The following is a 20,721-nucleotide window of genomic DNA, read 5'->3' as shown; positions in this document are numbered from 1 at the left end:
AAACAAACGCAATGGAGGCTATCATGAAAAAATTAATTGGAATAGCAACAGCAGCAGTTTTTGGTCTTGGGATTTTCACCGCATCTGCTAATGCAGAAACTGTTGTAACAACAGACGTACTAAACGTACGAGAAAACCCTACTACTGAATCAAAAGTTGTCGGTAAATTACAGAATGGTCATAAATTAGATGTTCTAAATACAGAAAACGGATGGTCACAAATCAAATTAGATGGTAAAGACGCATTCGTAAGTGCAGAGTTTACAAAGAACTCTTACTACGTAACAGCTAACGTATTAAATGTACGTGCTGAAGCGAACACAAACTCAGAAATTCTTGGAACGCTTAAGAAAGACGATATGATCGAAACAACGAACCAAGTACAAAATGAGTGGTTACAATTTGAATATAACGGGAAAACGGCTTATGTTCATGTTCCTTTCTTAACAGGTACAGCACCTGTTATCGAGAAACAAGAAACGCCTGCTCCTGCTAAAGCTGCAGCACCAGCTAAGGCTCAAGCACCTGCACCAGTAAAAACAGCTGCTAAGCCTGCTGTGAAAGCTGCTGAAACTAGCGAACCTTCTAATGGTCGTGAGTTAACAGTTGTAGCTACAGCATATACAGCTCATCCGAGCGAAAACGGTGGCACATACGGCGGCCGTGTATTAACTGCAATGGGTCATGACCTAACAGCGAACCCAAACATGAAAATGATCGCTGTTGACCCGAAAGTAATCCCATTAGGATCTAAAGTATGGGTAGAAGGTTATGGAGAAGCAATCGCTGGTGATACTGGCGGTGCAATTAAAGGTAACCGTATCGACATTCTACTTGGATCAGATAGCGCTGCTAACAAATGGGGACGCAAAACTGTTAAAGTGAAAATTTTAAAATAACCAATGACTGCTAAGTTACAGCCGGTTCTCTTTATTGAGAGCTGGCTTTTATTTTTTATATAATACATATAAGGAGGTGACGTCCATGAATTTACAAGCTAAGGTAGACTGGGTCGGTACACCAAAACCGTACATATATAAAGATGATATAACATATGATGCTATCGCAATTGACTTCTCACTCGCAAGTGATGACAATCGCTATAAATTAATTGTGCTCAAGTCTGAAGAAAATACACATTACAAACTCGTACAATACGGAATAAAACCAGGCTCTCAAAAGCCATTCCCTATTGATATTCCATTCGAGCAAGAAATGCTACCGCTCATAAAGCAAATATTAAATGATCCATATGTAGAAGCGATATTAAAGGAAGCCCGCTTCTAATTGCAAAAAAGGATATCACCTAGTAGGATTTTCCAACTAGGTGATATCCTTTTTACTTTCCCTTCATGAACACGAGTAGAGAAAATTATATCAACGGTTCAACATGGAATATCGATTTACCGACAAAGATTGACAATAACGGCAAGCTACCTAAAGAAAGAGGCTGTTCAAAATTGAACAGCCTCTTTCTTATATTAACGAGTCGGACCAGATACTTCCTCTGATTTCAGCGTATTATTCGCTCCAAGAGAATGGTACAATATCTTTCCATTTCCATTAACAGTAACGATATGGTCATTATTAAAGCTCTTGAATTTTACAGAGCCGTCACCGTAACGAATATGATATTCTTCATATGTCGTTACTTTATATTTCGTTGCACTTTGACGTTCTACATTGCGGATATTCATTGTCAATAAATCTTCTGTAATTCCTTTTTTGTGTAGATATTGTAAGTAATCACGGTCTTCCTTATACGATTTCCCGCTCTTATCATAATTATTTTCAATTAAACTAAAATCGTTTAATGCAATTGCACGCACGTTATTATAAATATGATTTTGTACAAAATCTCCAACCGCTGAACTAGAAGCTTCTTTTGGGAACTTTAAGTAATATGTACTTTGATCTCCAACTTTAATACTTTCAGATTTCATCACACCAAATTCAGCGTTTTTCTCCAAATGTACTTCTACCGTTTCATCCGTCGGTACAGGACCAAGTTTATAACTTCCGTAATTTAACTTTCCGCGTTTCTTGCCATTAACAAATACAGTTGCATCATTTTCATCAGACGAAATGGTTACATAATTTCCTTCAAGTGATAAATTCACTTCTACTGTCCCATTCTTTTCATCTGCTAAATCCACTTCTTTTTCTGTCTCTAATTCAGCAAGTTCCGTCTTCGCCTTTGCCTTTACAACATAAGCACCCGGGAAGTATGGACCTAATTCTTTCGAAGTTTTATCACTAGAAAGCTCTGTTTCTTTTTTATCATTCACATATATTTCAGCATTCTTTGCAGTTGTGCTAACATTCATGTAATACGATTTCATGCTGAACTTATACTTCGGATACAAGAACCATTCTTTCCCGTCTTCTATAATTTTCCCATCTTTAAAAGATGCTTTATCACTTGCTAACTTTTGATCTACTGTCTCTCTTTGCAAATATGATAACAGTTCTTTATTATAAGAAGGATTCTCTTTTAAATAACGGATATACGCCTTAATATCTTCTGTCTTAACCTTTAAGGTTGGATCGTCTACTTTCAAAATCTCATCGATTGCATTCACATCTTTATTTTGGAATGCTTCAATCATTGCATTTACTTGCTTTTCCTTCGAGAACTTGCTCGCACCGAATTTATATGCGCCAAACAAAATAGCAAAAACAATGACAAAACCTATAAGTAAAAACATGTTTTTCTTACTTTTCACTGGCTTTGTTTCTCTCCGCATTTCTGAATGAGAAGAAGCTGTTTGATCAGCAATTTCTTCTACTTTACTTCCGCAATCAGGACAAAAGTTCAAATGATCCGCAACTTGTTTATTGCATGTTCCACAAAACTTCAAGTATTTCTCCCCCTTATTTTTTTACTAATTTCATACCCACGAATGTTAATACGTAAGAAATAAGAAAACTACCTACTATTAAATATAGCGTGTTACTTTGAATAGATAATATCGGTCCAGAAATTCCAGCGAACTCCTTCATAATTTCCTTACTTCCTGAAGCTGTAATATGAATTTTTGCTAATCCATTTACACAAAGCATCATCACAGTATAAACAGCGCTAAACACTGCTATAGTTACGTACATATTTCGCATACGATATTGAGCCAATTTCATTCCAGCCCTAACTAGTAGAATACATGGTAGAAAAATTAATAATCCCCACCAATGTAAATATGAATTAAAATCATCAATATCTTTTATACGATCAGCACTAGCACCATTAGCGATTTCCAGGTCTTTTAAAGACGTACCCTGTATTGATATGCCTGACATATACGATACATGCAGCGGCCCTTTTTCGACTGAATATCTATGCATTTCTCTCTCCATATTCCCCCACTCAATTTCAGTTGGAGAAAGGTGGGCCATATTCCACATGAAAGGTGTTGCTTCTAAAGAAAGTAATACTTTATACGCCTTCTCTGGAAAATCAATTGGACCCATTGATTTTGAACTACTAAATAAAATCGTAATAAGCATAATACCAAATGTAATAAGTAGTCCTTTCAAAACAGTCACTATACTATAATAAATAGACGTTACATACGGGACAAACTGACTAGTAGAAGAAAGCATACGATGCGGTCCTGCTTCAATACTCATACCAATAAAGCTGAATAATAGGCCAAATATAATACCAAACAATAAACTAACAACATGAGAATATACAACATCAATAGTCATCGTTTGATAGAAATAAGAAATAGATGTAGAAGAACTTGCCATAAAGCTTACAATACATAAGAAAATACCGTATATCATGCCAATTACACATGATGTCATGAACTTCTCTCGCCAACTAATTGAAGGTTTTTTTCTTTCAACAAAAAATCCACTTCCACCTAATATAAGTGCCGGAATAGTTACCAAGATGAATAACGGGATATGAAGAAGGAATGACATCGTGTATGCCCCGCTCCCGCTAATTTCAATACCTATTAAATGACACATTAAAATTAATGGTGCTATACCAATAAATGATTGATTAATGGTAGTCATATTCAACATACCATCCGTATTTCTAACCGCTGTCTCCACTACATCATTTATAGCAGAATCTATTATTAAACTGCCAATGAAGCCTGCAATGAACATGCATACAATTGCAAAAGCACCACCGAATAATCCTTTTTTCAGCATACTTCCTGATGCATTTACATGTAATTGCGCTCCTGCATTTGGTAACTTTATGTTCGATTCTTTTTGGGCGACTCCTAATAAAGAATCACCGCATTTCTCACAATATGTAGCATATTCTTTACTTTCCTGTCCACATGTTCGGCAATACTTCGAAGATTGCGGGACTAACATAACATGGCTATCTATACTATCCGTACTTGAGCCGTCATGTGTACAATAGTTTACTGCCTCAGGCTGTTCTAAACCGCAAATTTTACAATACATGTTCCTCACTCCTTACTTTGCTTCATACCACATGCGGGACAGAATGTAGCTTCCGTTGCAATTTGTTCACCACATGAAGAACATGCTTCTTTTTCAATATTTTTTGATTGAAGGAGTAACTCATTTTCTTTACCGCACTGCCCGCAAAATTTATCATTTAATGATAATGGACCACCGCAACTACACTGTCCTTTTTGTTCTTGTCTCTGTAAATTAGAAATTTGTCTGCGCGTGTTATAAATAGCAACATCAAGCTCTTGCACTGGTGCTACAATAGCTTTCAACAAATCTACTCGAACTTCATCATCACGAAGTTGCATATACACCGTTTGACCAAGTTCAAGTAAAATTTCAGTTTTTTCTTGTAACTTCTCTTGTGTAATCTTCTTTAATTGCGCCATTTCCTGTGCTACTTGCAACTTCATCTTGCCTTGCTCAATTCCCTCTTGCAACTTATTCATGCCATTACCAAACTTCGATTGTAAATCTGACAAACAAATTCTCTCCTTTTAATTACATGGTAATATACAAAATTAACATTATATATATTACCATGATTTTCTAATTGTGTAATTAGAATTTCATTTTTTCTGTTTTGAGCATTTTTTGTTTATAATGGTAAAGGAAAGAAATCTGTGTACGGAGGAATATTATGCTGCAAGACTCAATTACGAAAGATGAAATTATGATGATTGCGAATGAGTTCGTTCAAGGGCTTGATCCACAGCAAGTTGCTGATCAAGAGCATGTCGCTACAGCTCGGCAACTATATCGTAGTGGTGTTGTCTATAACGTTGACTTTGATGGCTATACGCTATCCGGAACTGTAAATGCTGAAGGCAGTGTATATAGCGTTCACATCCCGATTCGTAATGTCACTGAAAGCTATTGCGATTGCTTCGCGCCAACGCAATGTCAGCATATGCTTGCTGTGTTACTATCTGCAGCTTCTAGTTTTGGGCAAGTAGGAGATGTATTAACTTTATTCAAAAATAATACAAAACCTTCTCTTCCTCCTATTCGAACTGCACGACAAGTATTGCAATCATCAGCTTTTGAAGAAATGGATTATAAAAGTTGGCAAACATACTTTGAAAATGAATATGAATCATTTAAAAAAGAACAAGCGCGGCTCACTTATAAACAAATGTATTTTCTTATGAGTCTTTTTACAGACTTCTATACAAAATTAGAACGGAAAGCTCCGCGCATCGTTGCTATTCATGAATTATTTAAGTTGCACGCGGCACTTTATTGCTTTCAAAAATTATTAGAAGAAATTCAAGAATTTGAAGCAAACAAACTATATTCTTATCACCAACCAGTTAACGTCGTTCGCCTATTCGTTGATAAAGTTGAATCTACCGTTAGGGACCTAAAAACAGAGGCGATTCCAGAAGAATCCAAACCGATTTTAGAAGAAACAGCGCGGCTCATACATGAATCATTCTTCTCTACCGATGCCTATACACAAGAGCGATTCTTCATTTATCGTCACGTATGGGGTGAACTGTTACGAACAGAAGAGCAGCTACAAGAAGAAAAGAAACGAATTGATACTAAAATCAATCCACTTTCCAAAGCATTAGCATCTTCTCATCTGCTCTTTTTAAACGGTGAAGATGTATCGGCAATGGAATTACTGGAAAAACAGCCTTCTTCTGTTGTGAGCCTTTACTTCTATTGGTTAGAAGAATTATTAAGTGCGATGGAGTGGGACCGCGCTAAAGATTGGCTTTCCTTTACTTATAAACAAGTAAAAGAAACGATAACGGAACAAGAGAATACCGTCTTCATACAAGATATCGTTCGATTATTTGTGATGATGTATGAGACATATGCAACGCATACGAATGAACAAGCGGGATTAGAAATGATTTTACAAGAACTATTACCGTATAGTTTCACAAATTATGAACAATATGTACTTGCGAAGAAACAATACCATGCATGGACGGAACTTCAGCTCTTATATGGATTCGAAGTAATCGAACTTTTGAAAGAACCATTGAAAGATATTGAAAAAGAAGCACCCGAAGCAGCACTTCCTCTCTATCACCATGCCGCAATGGAAGCAATTGAAGAGCGAAATCGCAAATCATATAAACGTGCCGTTCGTTACTTAAAGAAATTACGTATGCTTTATAAACGACTGAAGCGAACTGATGAATGGGATGCTTTCATTATTCATATCGCTAACTTACATTCACGTCTGCGTGCACTACAAGAGGAATTACGGAGAGGAAAATTAATCGATGATCATACAAACTGAAGTAACAATTAGGCTCCAGCACGTTAGTCAAGGTTGGTTCCTTTGGGGAGAAGATGATAGCGGTACTCTCTTATCCGTAGCAACTTGGAAAAAAAATGCGTTCGCATGGCACTCTACTTCTTTCTACGGGACGTTTTTAAAAGAAGCAACGTACGAGGGCAAACAAGGCGTTATGTTAACGAATGCCCAGGCATTTGAATACATCGCAAATAAACCGATGAATTCATTTGCAAATATGCAAATGAACGGTCCTATTACGGCACTTACAAAGGACGCAAGTGAATTATGGGACGCTTTCGTCAGCGGCAGCTTCGCACCTGACATGAAGCATTGGTCTCAGCAGCCATCTTGGAAAGTTCAGAATACCTCAATTGAAGATGACATGTTAGCATCTCTTTTCTCTGCCGCTGTGAACGAAAGTATTTTGCAAGATGCTCGCTCAAATGACGGATGGGAAGATGCAAAGAGACTATATGAACATTACGACTTTACGAAAAGGCAATTGGAAGCAGCACTACATGAAGAAGATTGGCTTCGAAAAATTGGTTACATTGAAGATGACCTTCCATTTACAGTCGGCTTAAGACTACAAGAACCGCAAGAAGAACTTGAAATGTGGAAGCTTGAAACAATCGTTACACCAAAACGTGGTGCGCATCGCATATATGTATATGAAAGTATCGATTCCTTGCCAAAACGATGGCACGATTACGAAGAACGTATCCTTGAAACACAAGAAGGATTCAGTAAGCTCGTACCGTGGCTAAAAGAGGACGACAAGTTCCGAGAAGAACTCTTTGAAACGGAAGCTTGGAACTTCTTAACCGAAGCAAGTAATGAATTACTGGCAGCAGGTATTACAATTTTACTACCATCATGGTGGCAAAATTTAAAAGCAACAAAACCGAGGTTGCGTGTACAGCTGAAGCAAAGTACAGCACAAACACAGTCTTTCTTCGGCATGAATACGCTCGTTAATTTCGACTGGCGCATTTCAACGGACGGAATTGATTTATCAGAAAGCGAATTTTTCGAACTCGTTGAACAAAACAAACGTCTTTTTAATTTAAATGGTCAATGGATGAGACTTGATCCTGCCTTTATTGAAGAAGTAAAAAAACTAATGCACCGTGCCGATAAATATGGACTTGAAATGAAAGATGTGTTGCAGCAACATTTATCTAATACGGCAGAAACAGAAATTGTAGAAGACGATAGTCCGTTTACCGATATTGAAATCGAGCTAGATGGATATTACGAAGAGCTTTTCCAAAAACTTCTGCACATTGGAGATATTCCAAAAGTAGATGTACCATCTTCACTACAAGCAACACTCCGCCCGTATCAACAACACGGTGTTGAGTGGTTGCTATACTTACGAAAGCTTGGATTTGGAGCGTTATTAGCCGATGATATGGGACTCGGAAAAAGTATTCAAACGATAACTTACTTACTATACGCTAAAGAAAACAATCTCCAAACAGGTCCTGCATTAATTGTGGCACCAACATCAGTCCTTGGAAATTGGCAAAAAGAATTTGAGCGTTTCGCACCAAGCTTACGTGTTCAGTTACACTATGGAAGTAACCGATCTAAGGATGAGTCATTTAAAGATTTTCTTCAATCAGCAGATGTTATATTAACTTCTTATGCATTAGCTCAGCTTGATGAAGAAGAACTTAGTACGTTATGCTGGGACGCCGTTATTTTAGACGAAGCACAAAATATAAAAAACCCACATACGAAACAGTCGAAAGCAGTAAGAAACCTACAAGCAAATCACAAAATTGCTTTAACCGGTACACCGATGGAAAACCGACTTGCTGAGCTTTGGTCTATTTTCGACTTTATCAATCATGGGTATCTCGGAAGCTTAGGACAATTCCAGCGCCGCTTCGTCACACCGATTGAAAAGGACCGCGATGAAGGAAAAATCCAGCAAGTTCAGCGGTTTATCTCGCCGTTTTTACTGCGTCGTACGAAGAAAGATCAAACGGTCGCATTAAACTTACCAGATAAACAAGAACAGAAAGCTTATTGTCCACTAACTGGCGAACAAGCTTCCTTATATGAACAACTTGTTCAAGATACATTACAAAATGTAGAAGGATTAAGCGGAATTGAAAGACGCGGATTTATATTACTAATGCTGAACAAGCTAAAACAAATTTGTAATCACCCAGCCCTTTATTTGAAAGAAGAAGAACCACAAAATATCGTCGAGCGCTCTATGAAAACAAAAACGGTAATGGAGCTCATCGAAAATATAAAAGACCAAAATGAAAGTTGCTTAATCTTCACTCAGTACATTGGCATGGGGAACATGCTAAAAAGTATGTTAGAAGAAACATTTGGTCAGCGCGTCCTCTTCTTAAACGGGAGCGTACCGAAGAAAGAGCGTGACAAGATGATTGAGCAGTTCCAAAATGGAACGTATGACATCTTCATCTTATCGTTAAAGGCCGGCGGAACAGGATTAAACTTAACTGCCGCCAACCATGTCATTCACTATGACCGTTGGTGGAATCCAGCTGTAGAAAACCAAGCAACAGACCGTGCTTATCGCATCGGTCAAAAACGCTTCGTTCACGTTCATAAGCTTATTACAACGGGAACACTTGAAGAGAAGATTGATGAAATGTTAGAACGAAAACAATCATTAAACAACGCCGTCATTACAAGCGATAGTTGGATGACCGAACTATCAACCGACGAACTAAAAGAATTACTTGGCGTATAAGGTGGATAAATGAAAAAGGAGCAAATCTCTAACTGAGATTAGCTCCTTTTTCTATGCCAAAACCAATTGCTTATTATAATTCCTGTTAACCCGCCGCACGTATCAAGCAATGAATCTTGCCACATCGGTGTACGGTCTCCTGTAAACCATTGATGAATTTCATCAAATGTTGCATACCCCGCAACGAAAAGGAGGGCGTATGCAAAGCACCTTTTTCTCGAATAACCCGATCGATGAAAAGCATAATACGTCAATGAACCGAGCATAAAGAACACCATAAAATGAGCACCTTTACGAAGGAAAAACTCAACAAATCCACCTACACCTTTATTTGCGATACTAACAGGCGTACCTCCGCCATAATCGATAGATACCCATGAAAAATGCTCTTTCACAAACTCAACATTTACATATTGCTCAATATCCGAGCGCATATCCTGTTTTTTATATGGCTGTGCTGAAGAATAGAAAATAAGCCCCATCCATAGTAATACAGGAATCCAAAATAACCATTTACGATTCATTCTCCCGAAAACCCCTCTCTTAGTCTTTTAAGAGTACCAAAAAAAAGAAAAAATTTCACGCCAAAACATGACATTTACACCCTATTTATAAAGTGAAAGGGGGTGATAAACATGGCAGTTGAAACAATCGTAATGGATTTAACTTTACGCCTTGTATTAAACGGAGGATTAGACAAAAACGGTAAAACAGTTTTTAAGAACAAGCAATTCAAACGTGTAAAAACAAATGCAGATTTAGGAAAAGTACATGAAGTAGCACGTGCTCTTGCTTCACTACAACAATCATCACTTCACGCTGTACAACTTGTAAGCACGTCAGATCTTTCTAATCTATAATTAAAAGGAGGGAATAAAACATGCAAGTACTAGAGTTAGTTTTCGTGAAAGAAGATGGGAAAACAGTTGCCCTTTCTATCGATAATCCCATTACACCAGTAAATGAACTAGTCGTAAATCAAGTAATGGATACCATTCTTGCTTCATCTGTATTTTCATCAATTAGTGAAAATACTCGTAAAAAAGGGGCTCGCCTCATAGAAAAAAACGTATCTGAAGTTCAAATCACTCCGTAAATCAAAAAGACGAATCTGCATTATTTTGCAGATTCGTCTTTTTTCTTCGGCATTTCAATTGGAATAAAGATGTTTGAAAAACCAACACAAACATACTTATAATTCTCTCCGCCTAAATCAAACTCTGTCGTATATGTTGAGAAGAAAATATAATCATTTCGCTTTGTATAATGCTCAATTAATAATCCAACTTGTGGTTCAACATACTTATTTGCCAATTTTTTTCCCGCCGATGCTAAGTCGCCAAGTATACCCTCTTTGTTTTCTTTCTCAACCTCTTCTAGCTTCTTACTCACATCATTACGCTTCATAAATTGTTTTGCTGCCCAATCCGTATATTCTCCCTTACCCGGATTACTGTTTGCTAAATAAACTAAGAGAACAACAGCTAGAGCCATAATAATATACTTTTTCTTCATGCTATATCACCGCCTACTCTTTTCTATTTTCATATATATGTACAAGCGATGCAAATTAGAAAGACTATCATCTATTGATTGTAAACGAACCGTAAAAATTTACAATACGAAACAAAAGATTAATAATAATTTTACATAATTCGTATATAATTATATTCAGAATAAAAATTTTTATAAGGGAGGATTTTAGAATCATGGATAATGAGAATGATATTTTTATTTCTAGTTCTACAATGATGCTCGAACCTTGCAAACACCCTTATTACCGGACAAAAATTATCGGCAGTAGCGGAAACCCTCTGTACTCTTGCCAAACAGCTATCCAACTCATAAAGAAATCTTGTCTAACACATGTTCATTCTACTTATCAAGGTAGACGTCATGCAGTCCAAATAAACTTTAAGCTCAAACAAAATGTTCCAATTCCGATTAATCACAAAGAATATATTTGCGTTTTCCCTACAGAATCTCCTTCTTCTCCAAACTGCATTTGGTTGTTCTATAACCATATAGAGGAGATAGAGTTTCCCCAAAAAACTAACAAAGCAAACATTCATTTTTTTAACGGAACTACCATAACAATACAAATAGGCTCTCATAAGTTACAGCAACAATTTTTGAAAGCTGGACATATATTATCCCGAATGAACATAAAAGATTCACTACACTTAAAAAACCCCTTGCCACATTTACTGCCTTAAAGTAAATAGAATGGAACGCAATATTTCCTTTGCCTTCCATTCTACTTATTATTCTTATCCCCTTACACTATCTCTCATTTTCTCAAGTGCTTGTCGATATACCCATCTCACTTGATAGTACGTCATCCCCATTTCAGAAGCTATCTCCCCCATATTTTTCCCTGTAAAAAATCGCTCTGAAATGATATGCTTCTCCCTCTCATCTAACACACTCATAAAGTCCTTCGCCCTCGTTCCAGCATCGTCACACTCAAATCGTTCCTCATACTCGTCCGTGCATACATAGCGCTCTTGCACTACACATTCTTTCTTCAACCTCTCCAATATATAACCCCGTACCGTTACAACAGCATAAGCAGGGAAACTACCTTTCTCCTCCTCATACCTTTCATAAGCATGCCAAAGACCAATTAAACCACATTGATAATACTCTTCATAATCTTGGTAAATATTTAACCTCTTTATTTGATTTACAATCATACCTTCATACAAAACAACCGTATCTGAAAAAGTCGCTGGCTTCACACAGTGCCCGTTTCTAAAAGGTATACCTCTTTAGTATTCCGCGGTACCTCTACAATATAAAATGAGAAAGGAAATTTCATTGTGGGTAATTTCAAATACTGCTGCTGGAATTTGAAATTACACTAGGCAGTATTTGAAATTCTAATAGGGGTATTTGAAATAGGGGTAAAAATAAAAAAGATGGCTCTAGGATGAGCCATCTTTTCAAAATAACATATTACTTACCAAAGCCAGAGAACATACCGCCTAACATACTAAATCCAATTGTAAGGATAAAGAATATAGAAATTAAAATTATTGCCTGTTTTTTACTTAAACCGGCAACGATATGCAAGCCTAAACCAGTTAAGATCAAGCTCCAAATGTTAAACACTTCAAACGCAGAACCAATACCATAAGCAATCGTTCCCTGATCAAATAAAGGCGCTAAACTTGTATATTTATCAGTACCAGTTCCACCAAGAATAAAACCTAGCACTGCATTTAGAATACCACCAAGATAATAAACAATATTTGCATATAAGTAAATAGATAATATCTTCATATACGGTGTATCATTACTCATGAACATCATAATAACCTTATAAAATCCAGCTACAATAAACAAACCAACAATTGTTCCAAGGAAACCAAAAATCGCTCCCCCTCCAAGAGTAAACCCTTTAACCATACCTGCTGAATCGCCCTTAAGCTCTTTTGCCAACTCCGGAGTATTAACTAACGCTAAATAAGCCACTACCGCTGCCGTGATTGTCCCAAGTATAGCAAACAGGAAAAATGCCCCCCAAACCGGACTTTTCGTTTTCATTCTCTCAAACTGCACACCTGGAGAAGTAATCATTCCAAATAATGACGGCTTCTTCGCACCTTCATCTTGCATATTAATATTCGCTTCCATTATAACGCCTCCCTCTATTTATATAACCCGTTCTAACGGGCGGTTCACATCCTCATTTAGAGGCTACGAACCGCCCACTAGAACGGTAATGTGTATTAGAGAGTTTTCTCTCTAATACACTAGTAAATTACTCATAACGCAGTGCTTCAATTGGATCTAATTTCGCAGCTTTGTTCGCTGGAATTAATCCGAAAATAATACCTAGTGTCATAGAGAACAATACGCCCCCAACGACAACTTCCCATGAAACGAGCGGTGGCCACTTCGCAAATGTGGAAACGATATATGCCCCGCCATACCCAAGACCGATTCCGATTAAACCACCTAGAAGCGTTAACATAACGGCTTCAATTAAAAACTGTAATAAAATTTTACTACGTGTTGCTCCAAGCGCTTTACGCACTCCGATTTCACGCGTACGCTCCGTTACAGATACGAGCATGATGTTCATAACGCCAATACCACCAACGACTAATGAAATACCAGCGATACCACCGATGATCATCGTCATGATATTAGTAACTTTAGAAACATTTTCTTGGAACTCTTTTAAATTCACCAGTTCATATTTACCTGGAATTTCACTTGGCTTACGACTATTTAATACATCAACAGCTTGTTTCCCTGCTGATTCTAAATTGTCTACATTTTTAGATTGAATTGCTATACTTTGAATCTCATCTGTTCCGTATAAAACAGGCCATAAAGTAAGGGGAATTAACGCTTCTTCCATTTCAAATCCCATAAACTCATTATCAGATGTATACACACCAATAATTTGCATTGGCTGCCCCTTCATCTCAATAATTTGTCCAACTGGGTTTACGTCCTTAAATAACGTCTCTTCTGTTTTTGTACTAATCATCACAACGTTATTTGCATGAGAAATATCGGATTCATTTAAAGTACGTCCCTTTACGACCTTTACTTTATTAACCGCAAAATATTCATTATCAAGACCAATAACATTTAGATTTGCTTTTTTATCATTTACATCAAGTACCTCTGAATTCTGGTTTGTCGTAATAACATGTGAAACATCTTTCACTTGTTTTACTTCCAAAATATCCTCTTCAGTTAACTTCGGTATTTGAAATCCACCTATAGCAAACTCATCATTAATATCTGGTTTAAACTGAATTGGCATAAGGTTATTACCACCAGAACCTGCGAATTTCGACTTCAGCATCGCTTCCCCGCCTTGCCCAATCGCAACGACAGTAATAATAGAACCAACACCAATAATAATACCGAGCATCGTAAGAGCTGAACGCAGTTTATGAGCTAAAATAGAAGATAGGGCAATTTTTATACTATCTAGTAAACTCATACTGCACACCTTCTATCTTCTGTAATTTTCCCATCTCGCAGTACAATACGGCGGGAAGAATACGCCGCTACCTCTTCTTCATGCGTAACCATAACAATCGTCGTACCTTCTGCATTTAGCTTCGTGAAAATATCCATAACTTGTGCACCAGACTTCGTATCAAGCGCACCTGTCGGCTCATCGGCCATAATGAACGTTGGATTATTTGCAATCGATCTTGCGATAGCTACACGTTGCTTCTGTCCACCTGATAATTCACTAGGTAAATGGTCTACTCTATCTGATAATCCAACTTTTCCAAGCGCTTCAAGAGCTCTTTGACGACGCTCTGCTTTCTTCACTCCACCGTAGATGAGCGGAAGTTCAACGTTTTCCACTGCGGAAAGACGCGGCAGCAAATTAAAGTGCTGGAATACAAAACCGATATATTCATTACGAATTAAAGCTAGTTTTGACTCGTCTGCTGTTAAGATATTCACATCATTCAACATATATTCACCTTCTGTTGGACGATCTAAACAACCGATAATATTCATAAGCGTTGATTTACCAGAACCAGACGGTCCCATAATAGAAACGAACTCACCGCTTTGAATTGTTAAACTAATACCATGTAAAATCGGCACTGCCAATTTTCCTTGATAATATGTTTTAGCAATATTATTTAACGTAATCATTTCTCTTTCACTTCCATTCCGTCATACACGTCGTCGGAAGGATTTTTAACCACCTTTTGCCCCACTGTTGCGCCTTCAACAATCTCTGTCCAGTCTCCATCAGTAGAACCTTTTTTCACATTTTGTTTACGAAGCTTTCCTTTCTCTTCAATATAAACAAATGCATCTTCGCCTTTTTCTACAATGCTCTTACTTGGAACAGCAATCATCGTCTTATTCTCTAAATTTACTTGCAGAGAAACGTGATAACCTGGAGATAAACCATCTTGGCTATCAAGACTTGCTTTATATGTATATTGAGACATATTTTGAGTTCCCTCACCAGCAGCTTGAGCCATCTCTGCACTCGTTGGGAATTCACTTACTTCCGTAATCTTACCTGTCCACTTTTTCTTATTATTTGCTTTCGCAGTTACAGTGAACGTTTGATCTTTTTGAATTTGTGACTTTTGAAGCTCTGTTAAAGTCCCTTGAACTTGGAACGGGTCTTTAGAAGCAACTTGTAAAAATGCTTTCCCTTGACCACCTAACGCTTGAGATGAACTTTGTGCCGCATCTTTGTCTAACTTTTGTACAACACCAGTGAAATTACTATAAATCGTAAGTTCTTTCTGTTTTTTACTTAACTCTTCTTTTTGTAACTTCCCTTTTTCTTTCTCAAGGTCAGTTGTCTTTTGTGCCATTTCTAACTCACTTAATTTCTCTTCCATTGGGTCTGTTACTTCTTTCCCAGCCCCGCTATCTTTCGCCTTCTTAATTTCTTTCTTCAATGAATCAATCGTCTTTTTCCCTTGATCATAACGCATATCCGCCATCTTCTGATCAAGCTCAGCTTGCTTCATTTGCAGATTAATTTCTTCATTATCATAAGAGAATAATTTCGTTCCCTTTTCTACCTCTTGTCCTTCTTTCACTTCAATATCTTTCACTTTTCCTTTAGTCGGATCCGCATAGAAACTTTCAATATTTCCTGGCTTCACTTGACCAGAAATTAATTTCGTATTATTAAGCTTACGCTCTGTCACTTTCTCAAAACTTACAGCATCTGTCTTCGCCGTACCTTTCTTCTTACCTTGCATAACAAAAATATTAACTGCTGCAACAATAACAATTAGTGCAATAACTCCGATGATAATCCATTTCTTCTTCTTGTTTGGAGTACGAACCGTATTTGGTAACATATTCTCTCTCCTTTTATATCTTAATAGTTTAATAGATATTTAATTGTATAAAACTTTCGGAAAATTGCATCCCCACTTACATTGTTACACTCATTTTACAAAGTTTTACACAATCATTTATATTGTAACAAAAATACCAATGATTAGAAATATGACATTCTATCTTTTAAGATAGTTTTAAGGAAAAGAAAAATCCAATTTAAATTAGTTTTTTTGTATTTAGATGATACATTTTCATCTTACACAACATCAATTTCATGCTCCGTCCTTTACTAAAGAACTTCCTACTAATTTGAATTATTAAACTAAATCCCCCAATTACATCGCCCTCATTTTTGTCATATATATTTGACATTTTATTTATCCAAGTGTAAAGTGTCATATATATATGACACTTTAGTACACGAAGCCTACAAATATTAATAGGAGGTTTATATTTGAATAACGTTAAAAACTATCGGAAATCTGAAGGCCTGTCTCAGTTAGAATTAGCTAAAAAAGTTAATGTGGCTAGACAGACAATAAACTTAATTGAAAACAATAAATATAATCCTTCTTTAGCTTTATGTATCGAATTAGCAAAAGCGTTAAAAACAGATTTAAACAACCTATTTTGGGAGGGAGATTAAATGATGAAAATTGAATGGAAAGAAAAAGTTTATAATAATTTTATTGGAACAATTAGTGAAAGAGATGAGTATCAAAAACAAGAAATCAATAAAGAATTAGCTATAGCTGGAATTGGTTTATGGTGGTTAAATATGTTCGTAATGCTTATTATGCTACTCGTCGATACTATGAACCATACAATATCTATAGGTACTATATTTATTTTTCTTATTAATATGATTTACGCTAATTATTTAATCTTTAAATTGAAAAAAAAGGGCCTAAATGATACTGAGTGTGCAACAGAAGAAGAGTATTTAAAACATAAAAAGACATTAAAAAAAGCTGGCTTAAAAGCAGGTGCACTTTGGGGATTCCAAATGTTTGTATTTATGACTTATATCCTTCCTTATTTAGGTTCAGAAGAAATCTCTGTCTCTTTATTTGATGTTGTACTTTGGGGCTGGGCTGGGGCTTTTTTTGGTCTATCCATGTATGTAATTACTTTATTAAATCTAAAAAAATTATATTAAGTAACTAGCCCCTCAGTAACTGAAAGTACTATTTAATATATAAGCGATTTACACATAAAACTTTAATTTTACATATGGTCGTCCTTTCGATTATAAAAAAAGCGATCCAAAATAATGATTGGATCGCTTCCCCGAATAAACTATTACGCCACTTTAGGACCTTTTCTCTCATGCCCACGTTGAACGATAAATAAGAATACTGTTGATAAAATACCGCCTGCTAATAGTAAGATGAAGCAGCCATCCCAGCCAGAACGGTCAACAATAACACCAATTGCTGCGTTTGCTACAAGACTTCCGCCTACATAACCGAACAGACCACACATACCAACTGTTGTACCTACTGCAAATTTCGGTACTAATTCCATCGCACTTAAACCGATTAAGAACTGTGGTACGTAAATTAAACATCCGATAATAGAAACTGCAATACTTACAACAAGTACGCTAGATGCTTGCCAATATACAACCGTACCAACAACAACCCCGGCCATACTCATAATACATAATGGCATACGTTTTCCTTTAAATAACTTATCACTTAAAAGACCAACGATTAATGAGCTTGGAATTGCCATACCTTCAAAAATCGCGTATGCAGCATGCGCTTCTGCTTTTGAAAAACCTTTAACTGTTGTTAAATAAAGCGGAACCCAGTTAATAACACCGAAACGAATTAAGTAAACAAATGCATTCGCAATACATAAATACCAAACGAACTTATTTGTCACTACATATTTCATTAAAATTTCTTTTGGTGACATCTTATTAGCATTATCTGCTTTTTCAAGATTTTCATAGTCATTACGATACTCATCAATTGGAGGAAGACCTTCAGATTCTGGTGTATCCTTCGCATTAATCCAAACAAGAACTGAAATTATCATTGCGATAATCGCTGGGAAAATAAACACTCCGCCTTGCCAATGACTTTCACCGAAAATACCTACACCGATTCCGACAAGGGGCGGCACTAGCATTCCACCAACGTTATGTGAAATATTCCAAATACCTGTTTTCGTACCACGTTCTTTCTTCGAGAACCATTTCGTCATAACGATACTACAAGGTGGTGCTCCCATACCTTGTACAATACCATTTAAGACAAGTAATGTAACAATCATCCCAAATGAAGATGCAAAACCGAAACAAATATTTACAAGCCCTGATAAGAATAATCCGACTGCGATAAAGCGCTGGGCGAAAGCTTTATCCGATAAATTCCCCATAAAGAACTTACTGAACCCATAAACAATTGCCATTACTGAACCTAGCAATCCAATTTCAGCTGTACTAAAACCATATTCTTGTACTAAATACGTACTTGATAACGTAAAGTTACTGCGCACTAAATAATAAGCAGCATACCCAACTGAAATTCCCATTAGCACACGAATACGTAATAATTTGTATACCCTGTCAATCATATCCGCCGGCAATCTCTCAATTGCAGGTGCTGGCTTAAGCCATTTAAACATATTCTTTCGTCTCCTTTTCTCACTGCTGAGAGAGACGCTGTCTATTCCATATCTCGATTATTCCACTATTTGATATATTTTTGTTCGTCCTTCTAACCGGCTGACCTTCTATCTCTTTCTGATTCTTCGCAAACATCGTTGGTACGCCAAACGAAACTTTTTCTAAAATGTGCCCCGCTTCTTCTGATAAACAATAATCAATAAATAAGTCCGCAATAATACCACTCGGTGCACGCTTCAGTTTCGAAATCGCATTAACAGATAATCCTGTTTGCTCAGGTTCATTACTTACAATAGGAAAGCCTTGTTTCTGAAGCATTCTCTGATCGCCCGCAAAATTGATGCCTATCATATATTCACCGCTCGCAACCAGTTCTGCTGGCATATAACCATTCACCGTCACTTCACCAACTTGCCTTGCAAGATTCTTAACATACTCTTTCGCTTCTTCTTCACCTAAAGTATCAATAAGTGATTGAAACAAAGTATATGCTGTGCCGGAAACATTTGGATCAGGCATTGCAATCTTACCCGTATATACCGGATCTAATAAATCTTGCCACCTTGATGGATATGGAAGACCGAGCGGCGCTATTTCTTCATTCCACCGCTCTTTATTAATCGCGATTGCCAGTTTCTCCACTTCATAACCGTACCAATAACCATCTTTATCTTTAACAGTCTTTGAAATACGATTCGCATGCTGGGTCGTAACAGGAATAGAAAGGTTCTTTTGCTTCATCATTTGATGCGCATCTACTGTACCGCCAATAATAATATCCGCCTTCGGATTTCCAGCTTCCTCTTCTACTCTCCGAAGAAGTTCTTCTGTCGATAGACGAATAAATTCATATGTACACCCGCGTTGTTTACAAAATGACGAAAGCAAAGCTTCACCAACTTCCTCGCGGGCCGCCACATACGCAACAAGATGACGATCATTCAAAATAGGGAGACCACTTTTATTATATTTAATAGAGGTTGTATCTCGAGAGCAACTAGACATCGCTCCTCCGATTATTAGCAAAAAGAAGAAAAAGGCTATCTTTCTCATGACACACTCTCCTTTACAAATAACTCTGCTAGGGAGCCCTTCATATACATGACATTCCCGTTATTATCACCGAGATATTGCACAACAAAGTAAGATGGATACACAGAAATAGTTAGAATATCTTCACGCTCATTCTTTATACGCTTACCTGTTTTATAAGCAGTAACATAAGCAATCGGATCCTTCTGCGATTGTAATAATTTCTGAATTTCTCCGTAATCTGTAATTTGCTTTGCGTATCGAATAGAATCAAATATTTGCGTAAGATCTATAGTACGTATTACATCCCCTTGCCTCACTACAACTTCCTTTGCCTCCGCAAAGAAATTACTAATGCGCTCTGGTGTATAATACAGACTTAACAAATACGTTTGAAATGCTGAGATCATCGGATCCGTGCCATTCTTTCCGTATACATTAGCCTCGTACTGGAACAAGTCACCTACTGCAAAAGTACGTTTATGTCCATTCAAGTACGTTACTTCTCCAGTAAATACTTGTTCTTGATTCCTCGCTTCTCTCGGTTCTATTCGAATTCGGTCAAAGAATGAAACAATCGTATGCAAACGAACTTCATCCGTTACAACAATTTCTCCCCACTTCTCATGCCTTACTTTCACTTCAGTAGGAAGGGATTCATTCACTCTTTGTAAAACGGCTTGTTTGTCATCCACAATTGTGATTCGATTATATATTTGCTTCTCAATAACATAAAACAAAATAAGAGAAACGATCATACAAAAGACAAACATAAGAATTTGAAATGATAGCCTTTTCATT

Annotated in this window: 22 protein-coding genes; 9 read left to right on the top strand and 13 right to left on the bottom strand. The window is 36.9% G+C overall.

Annotation, left to right across the window (positions count from 1 at the left end):
• Positions 1-23 precede the first annotated feature (23 nt).
• Both ABH959_RS08775 and ABH959_RS08770 read left to right on the top strand, forming a co-directional pair.
• Positions 24-899: a cell wall-binding protein EntA gene (locus ABH959_RS08775; RefSeq protein ID WP_242310184.1), complete on the top strand. Its 876-nt coding sequence runs from the start codon at positions 24-26 to the stop codon at positions 897-899.
• An 85-nt stretch (positions 900-984) separates the two neighbouring features.
• Positions 985-1,287 carry a DUF3910 family protein gene (locus ABH959_RS08770; RefSeq protein ID WP_113936232.1) on the top strand — a complete coding sequence of 101 codons (303 nt, stop codon included), beginning with the start codon at positions 985-987 and terminating at the stop codon, positions 1,285-1,287.
• Between the two features lie 194 nt (positions 1,288-1,481).
• On the opposite strand, the gene ABH959_RS08765 is transcribed toward ABH959_RS08770, so the two are convergent.
• The 3 genes from ABH959_RS08765 to ABH959_RS08755 are packed head-to-tail and all read right to left on the bottom strand — an operon-like array spanning position 1,482 to position 4,922.
• A complete protein-coding gene (locus tag ABH959_RS08765) occupies positions 1,482-2,861 on the bottom strand; it encodes a zinc ribbon domain-containing protein (RefSeq protein ID WP_404492485.1) in 1,380 nt (459 codons plus the stop codon).
• A gap of 13 nt (positions 2,862-2,874) precedes the next feature.
• Positions 2,875-4,428 carry a hypothetical protein gene (locus tag ABH959_RS08760; RefSeq protein WP_404492483.1) on the bottom strand — a complete coding sequence of 518 codons (1,554 nt, stop codon included), beginning with the start codon at positions 4,426-4,428 and terminating at the stop codon, positions 2,875-2,877.
• A gap of 5 nt (positions 4,429-4,433) precedes the next feature.
• Positions 4,434-4,922, bottom strand: a complete 489-nt coding sequence (locus ABH959_RS08755) for a zinc ribbon domain-containing protein (protein ID WP_002016260.1) — start codon at positions 4,920-4,922, stop codon at positions 4,434-4,436.
• A 158-nt stretch (positions 4,923-5,080) separates the two neighbouring features.
• Here ABH959_RS08755 and ABH959_RS08750 point away from each other — a divergent pair, with 158 nt between their 5' ends.
• Both ABH959_RS08750 and ABH959_RS08745 read left to right on the top strand, forming a co-directional pair.
• Positions 5,081-6,700, top strand: coding sequence for an SWIM zinc finger family protein (locus ABH959_RS08750; protein WP_113936229.1), 1,620 nt, complete (start codon positions 5,081-5,083; stop codon positions 6,698-6,700).
• Positions 6,684-9,440, top strand: coding sequence for a DEAD/DEAH box helicase (locus ABH959_RS08745; RefSeq protein WP_002129993.1), 2,757 nt, complete (start codon positions 6,684-6,686; stop codon positions 9,438-9,440). Before ABH959_RS08750 ends, ABH959_RS08745 begins: the two co-directional genes overlap by 17 nt.
• Positions 9,441-9,478: 38 nt before the next feature.
• Here the strand turns inward: ABH959_RS08745 and ABH959_RS08740 are convergent, their stop codons facing one another.
• A complete protein-coding gene (locus tag ABH959_RS08740) occupies positions 9,479-9,964 on the bottom strand; it encodes a VanZ family protein (RefSeq protein WP_212934874.1) in 486 nt (161 codons plus the stop codon).
• Positions 9,965-10,075: 111 nt separating this feature from the next.
• Between ABH959_RS08740 and ABH959_RS08735 the strand changes: the two genes are divergently transcribed.
• Together ABH959_RS08735 and ABH959_RS08730 are read left to right on the top strand one after the other, a co-directional pair.
• Complete coding sequence (locus ABH959_RS08735) at positions 10,076-10,300, top strand: DUF1659 domain-containing protein (RefSeq protein WP_002016256.1); 225 nt, start codon at positions 10,076-10,078, stop codon at positions 10,298-10,300.
• Between the two features lie 20 nt (positions 10,301-10,320).
• Complete coding sequence (locus tag ABH959_RS08730) at positions 10,321-10,536, top strand: DUF2922 domain-containing protein (RefSeq protein WP_197236193.1); 216 nt, start codon at positions 10,321-10,323, stop codon at positions 10,534-10,536.
• Between the two features lie 20 nt (positions 10,537-10,556).
• Here ABH959_RS08730 and ABH959_RS08725 read toward each other — a convergent pair whose 3' ends face one another.
• On the bottom strand, positions 10,557-10,955 hold the full coding sequence (locus tag ABH959_RS08725) for a DUF4359 domain-containing protein (RefSeq protein ID WP_002034805.1): 399 nt from the start codon (positions 10,953-10,955) through the stop codon (positions 10,557-10,559).
• A 194-nt stretch (positions 10,956-11,149) separates the two neighbouring features.
• Here ABH959_RS08725 and ABH959_RS08720 point away from each other — a divergent pair, with 194 nt between their 5' ends.
• Positions 11,150-11,656 (top strand): competence protein ComK, encoded by a 507-nt coding sequence (locus ABH959_RS08720; RefSeq protein WP_113936225.1) that lies wholly within the window; start codon positions 11,150-11,152, stop codon positions 11,654-11,656.
• A gap of 54 nt (positions 11,657-11,710) precedes the next feature.
• Here the strand turns inward: ABH959_RS08720 and ABH959_RS08715 are convergent, their stop codons facing one another.
• From ABH959_RS08715 to ABH959_RS08695, 5 genes are all read right to left on the bottom strand, one after another.
• On the bottom strand, positions 11,711-12,181 hold the full coding sequence (locus ABH959_RS08715; RefSeq protein ID WP_404492482.1) for a sigma-70 family RNA polymerase sigma factor: 471 nt from the start codon (positions 12,179-12,181) through the stop codon (positions 11,711-11,713).
• Between the two features lie 217 nt (positions 12,182-12,398).
• The gene (gene yknW / locus ABH959_RS08710) at positions 12,399-13,079 is read right to left on the bottom strand and encodes a YknW family membrane protein (protein WP_404492481.1); all 681 of its coding nucleotides are present in this window, start codon (positions 13,077-13,079) and stop codon (positions 12,399-12,401) included.
• A 127-nt stretch (positions 13,080-13,206) separates the two neighbouring features.
• Positions 13,207-14,409 (bottom strand): ABC transporter permease, encoded by a 1,203-nt coding sequence (locus tag ABH959_RS08705; protein ID WP_002089681.1) that lies wholly within the window; start codon positions 14,407-14,409, stop codon positions 13,207-13,209.
• A complete protein-coding gene (locus ABH959_RS08700) occupies positions 14,406-15,086 on the bottom strand; it encodes an ABC transporter ATP-binding protein (protein ID WP_002089682.1) in 681 nt (226 codons plus the stop codon). The genes ABH959_RS08705 and ABH959_RS08700 overlap by 4 nt, the downstream gene beginning before the upstream one ends.
• Positions 15,083-16,267: an efflux RND transporter periplasmic adaptor subunit gene (locus ABH959_RS08695; protein ID WP_404492480.1), complete on the bottom strand. Its 1,185-nt coding sequence runs from the start codon at positions 16,265-16,267 to the stop codon at positions 15,083-15,085. Before ABH959_RS08695 ends, ABH959_RS08700 begins: the two co-directional genes overlap by 4 nt.
• Before the next feature lie 437 nt (positions 16,268-16,704).
• Here ABH959_RS08695 and ABH959_RS08690 point away from each other — a divergent pair, with 437 nt between their 5' ends.
• Positions 16,705-16,896 carry a helix-turn-helix transcriptional regulator gene (locus ABH959_RS08690; protein ID WP_219375297.1) on the top strand — a complete coding sequence of 64 codons (192 nt, stop codon included), beginning with the start codon at positions 16,705-16,707 and terminating at the stop codon, positions 16,894-16,896.
• Positions 16,897-17,409 carry a DUF3278 domain-containing protein gene (locus tag ABH959_RS08685; RefSeq protein ID WP_404492479.1) on the top strand — a complete coding sequence of 171 codons (513 nt, stop codon included), beginning with the start codon at positions 16,897-16,899 and terminating at the stop codon, positions 17,407-17,409.
• 143 nt (positions 17,410-17,552) lie between these two features.
• On the opposite strand, the gene pgtP is transcribed toward ABH959_RS08685, so the two are convergent.
• Genes pgtP through ABH959_RS08670 form a run of 3 tightly spaced genes read right to left on the bottom strand, consistent with a single transcriptional unit; the run spans position 17,553 to position 20,720 of the window.
• Positions 17,553-18,887, bottom strand: a complete 1,335-nt coding sequence (gene pgtP, locus ABH959_RS08680; protein WP_404492478.1) for an MFS transporter — start codon at positions 18,885-18,887, stop codon at positions 17,553-17,555.
• Positions 18,888-18,906: 19 nt separating this feature from the next.
• A complete protein-coding gene (locus ABH959_RS08675) occupies positions 18,907-19,941 on the bottom strand; it encodes an ABC transporter substrate-binding protein (RefSeq protein ID WP_404492476.1) in 1,035 nt (344 codons plus the stop codon).
• Positions 19,938-20,720, bottom strand: a complete 783-nt coding sequence (locus tag ABH959_RS08670; RefSeq protein ID WP_404492475.1) for a DUF3919 family protein — start codon at positions 20,718-20,720, stop codon at positions 19,938-19,940. The genes ABH959_RS08675 and ABH959_RS08670 overlap by 4 nt, the downstream gene beginning before the upstream one ends.
• Between the last annotated feature and the right edge of the window lies 1 nt (position 20,721).

This window comes from Bacillus sp. RC51 (assembly GCF_044908115.1).
Taxonomy (GTDB): Bacteria; Bacillota; Bacilli; order Bacillales; family Bacillaceae_G; genus Bacillus_A; species Bacillus_A mycoides.
Note: the sequence above shows the minus strand (reverse complement) of the source record. Positions and strands in the feature narration are given on the sequence as shown.

What these genes read in the sequence shown, in the direction of transcription:
- ABH959_RS08705 (WP_002089681.1), bottom strand. Translation starts at nt 14,409, where the DNA reads ATGAGTTTACTAGATAGTATAAAAATTGCCCTATCTTCTATTTTAGCT.
- ABH959_RS08700 (WP_002089682.1), bottom strand. Translation starts at nt 15,086, where the DNA reads ATGATTACGTTAAATAATATTGCTAAAACATATTATCAAGGAAAATTG.
- ABH959_RS08750 (WP_113936229.1), top strand. Translation starts at nt 5,081, where the DNA reads ATGCTGCAAGACTCAATTACGAAAGATGAAATTATGATGATTGCGAAT.
- ABH959_RS08770 (WP_113936232.1), top strand. Translation starts at nt 985, where the DNA reads ATGAATTTACAAGCTAAGGTAGACTGGGTCGGTACACCAAAACCGTAC.
- ABH959_RS08670 (WP_404492475.1), bottom strand. Translation starts at nt 20,720, where the DNA reads ATGAAAAGGCTATCATTTCAAATTCTTATGTTTGTCTTTTGTATGATC.
- ABH959_RS08720 (WP_113936225.1), top strand. Translation starts at nt 11,150, where the DNA reads ATGGATAATGAGAATGATATTTTTATTTCTAGTTCTACAATGATGCTC.
- ABH959_RS08775 (WP_242310184.1), top strand. Translation starts at nt 24, where the DNA reads ATGAAAAAATTAATTGGAATAGCAACAGCAGCAGTTTTTGGTCTTGGG.
- ABH959_RS08740 (WP_212934874.1), bottom strand. Translation starts at nt 9,964, where the DNA reads ATGAATCGTAAATGGTTATTTTGGATTCCTGTATTACTATGGATGGGG.
- pgtP (WP_404492478.1), bottom strand. Translation starts at nt 18,887, where the DNA reads ATGTTTAAATGGCTTAAGCCAGCACCTGCAATTGAGAGATTGCCGGCG.
- ABH959_RS08725 (WP_002034805.1), bottom strand. Translation starts at nt 10,955, where the DNA reads ATGAAGAAAAAGTATATTATTATGGCTCTAGCTGTTGTTCTCTTAGTT.
- ABH959_RS08675 (WP_404492476.1), bottom strand. Translation starts at nt 19,941, where the DNA reads ATGAGAAAGATAGCCTTTTTCTTCTTTTTGCTAATAATCGGAGGAGCG.
- ABH959_RS08685 (WP_404492479.1), top strand. Translation starts at nt 16,897, where the DNA reads ATGATGAAAATTGAATGGAAAGAAAAAGTTTATAATAATTTTATTGGA.
- ABH959_RS08760 (WP_404492483.1), bottom strand. Translation starts at nt 4,428, where the DNA reads ATGTATTGTAAAATTTGCGGTTTAGAACAGCCTGAGGCAGTAAACTAT.
- yknW (WP_404492481.1), bottom strand. Translation starts at nt 13,079, where the DNA reads ATGGAAGCGAATATTAATATGCAAGATGAAGGTGCGAAGAAGCCGTCA.
- ABH959_RS08695 (WP_404492480.1), bottom strand. Translation starts at nt 16,267, where the DNA reads ATGTTACCAAATACGGTTCGTACTCCAAACAAGAAGAAGAAATGGATT.
- ABH959_RS08745 (WP_002129993.1), top strand. Translation starts at nt 6,684, where the DNA reads ATGATCATACAAACTGAAGTAACAATTAGGCTCCAGCACGTTAGTCAA.
- ABH959_RS08730 (WP_197236193.1), top strand. Translation starts at nt 10,321, where the DNA reads ATGCAAGTACTAGAGTTAGTTTTCGTGAAAGAAGATGGGAAAACAGTT.
- ABH959_RS08735 (WP_002016256.1), top strand. Translation starts at nt 10,076, where the DNA reads ATGGCAGTTGAAACAATCGTAATGGATTTAACTTTACGCCTTGTATTA.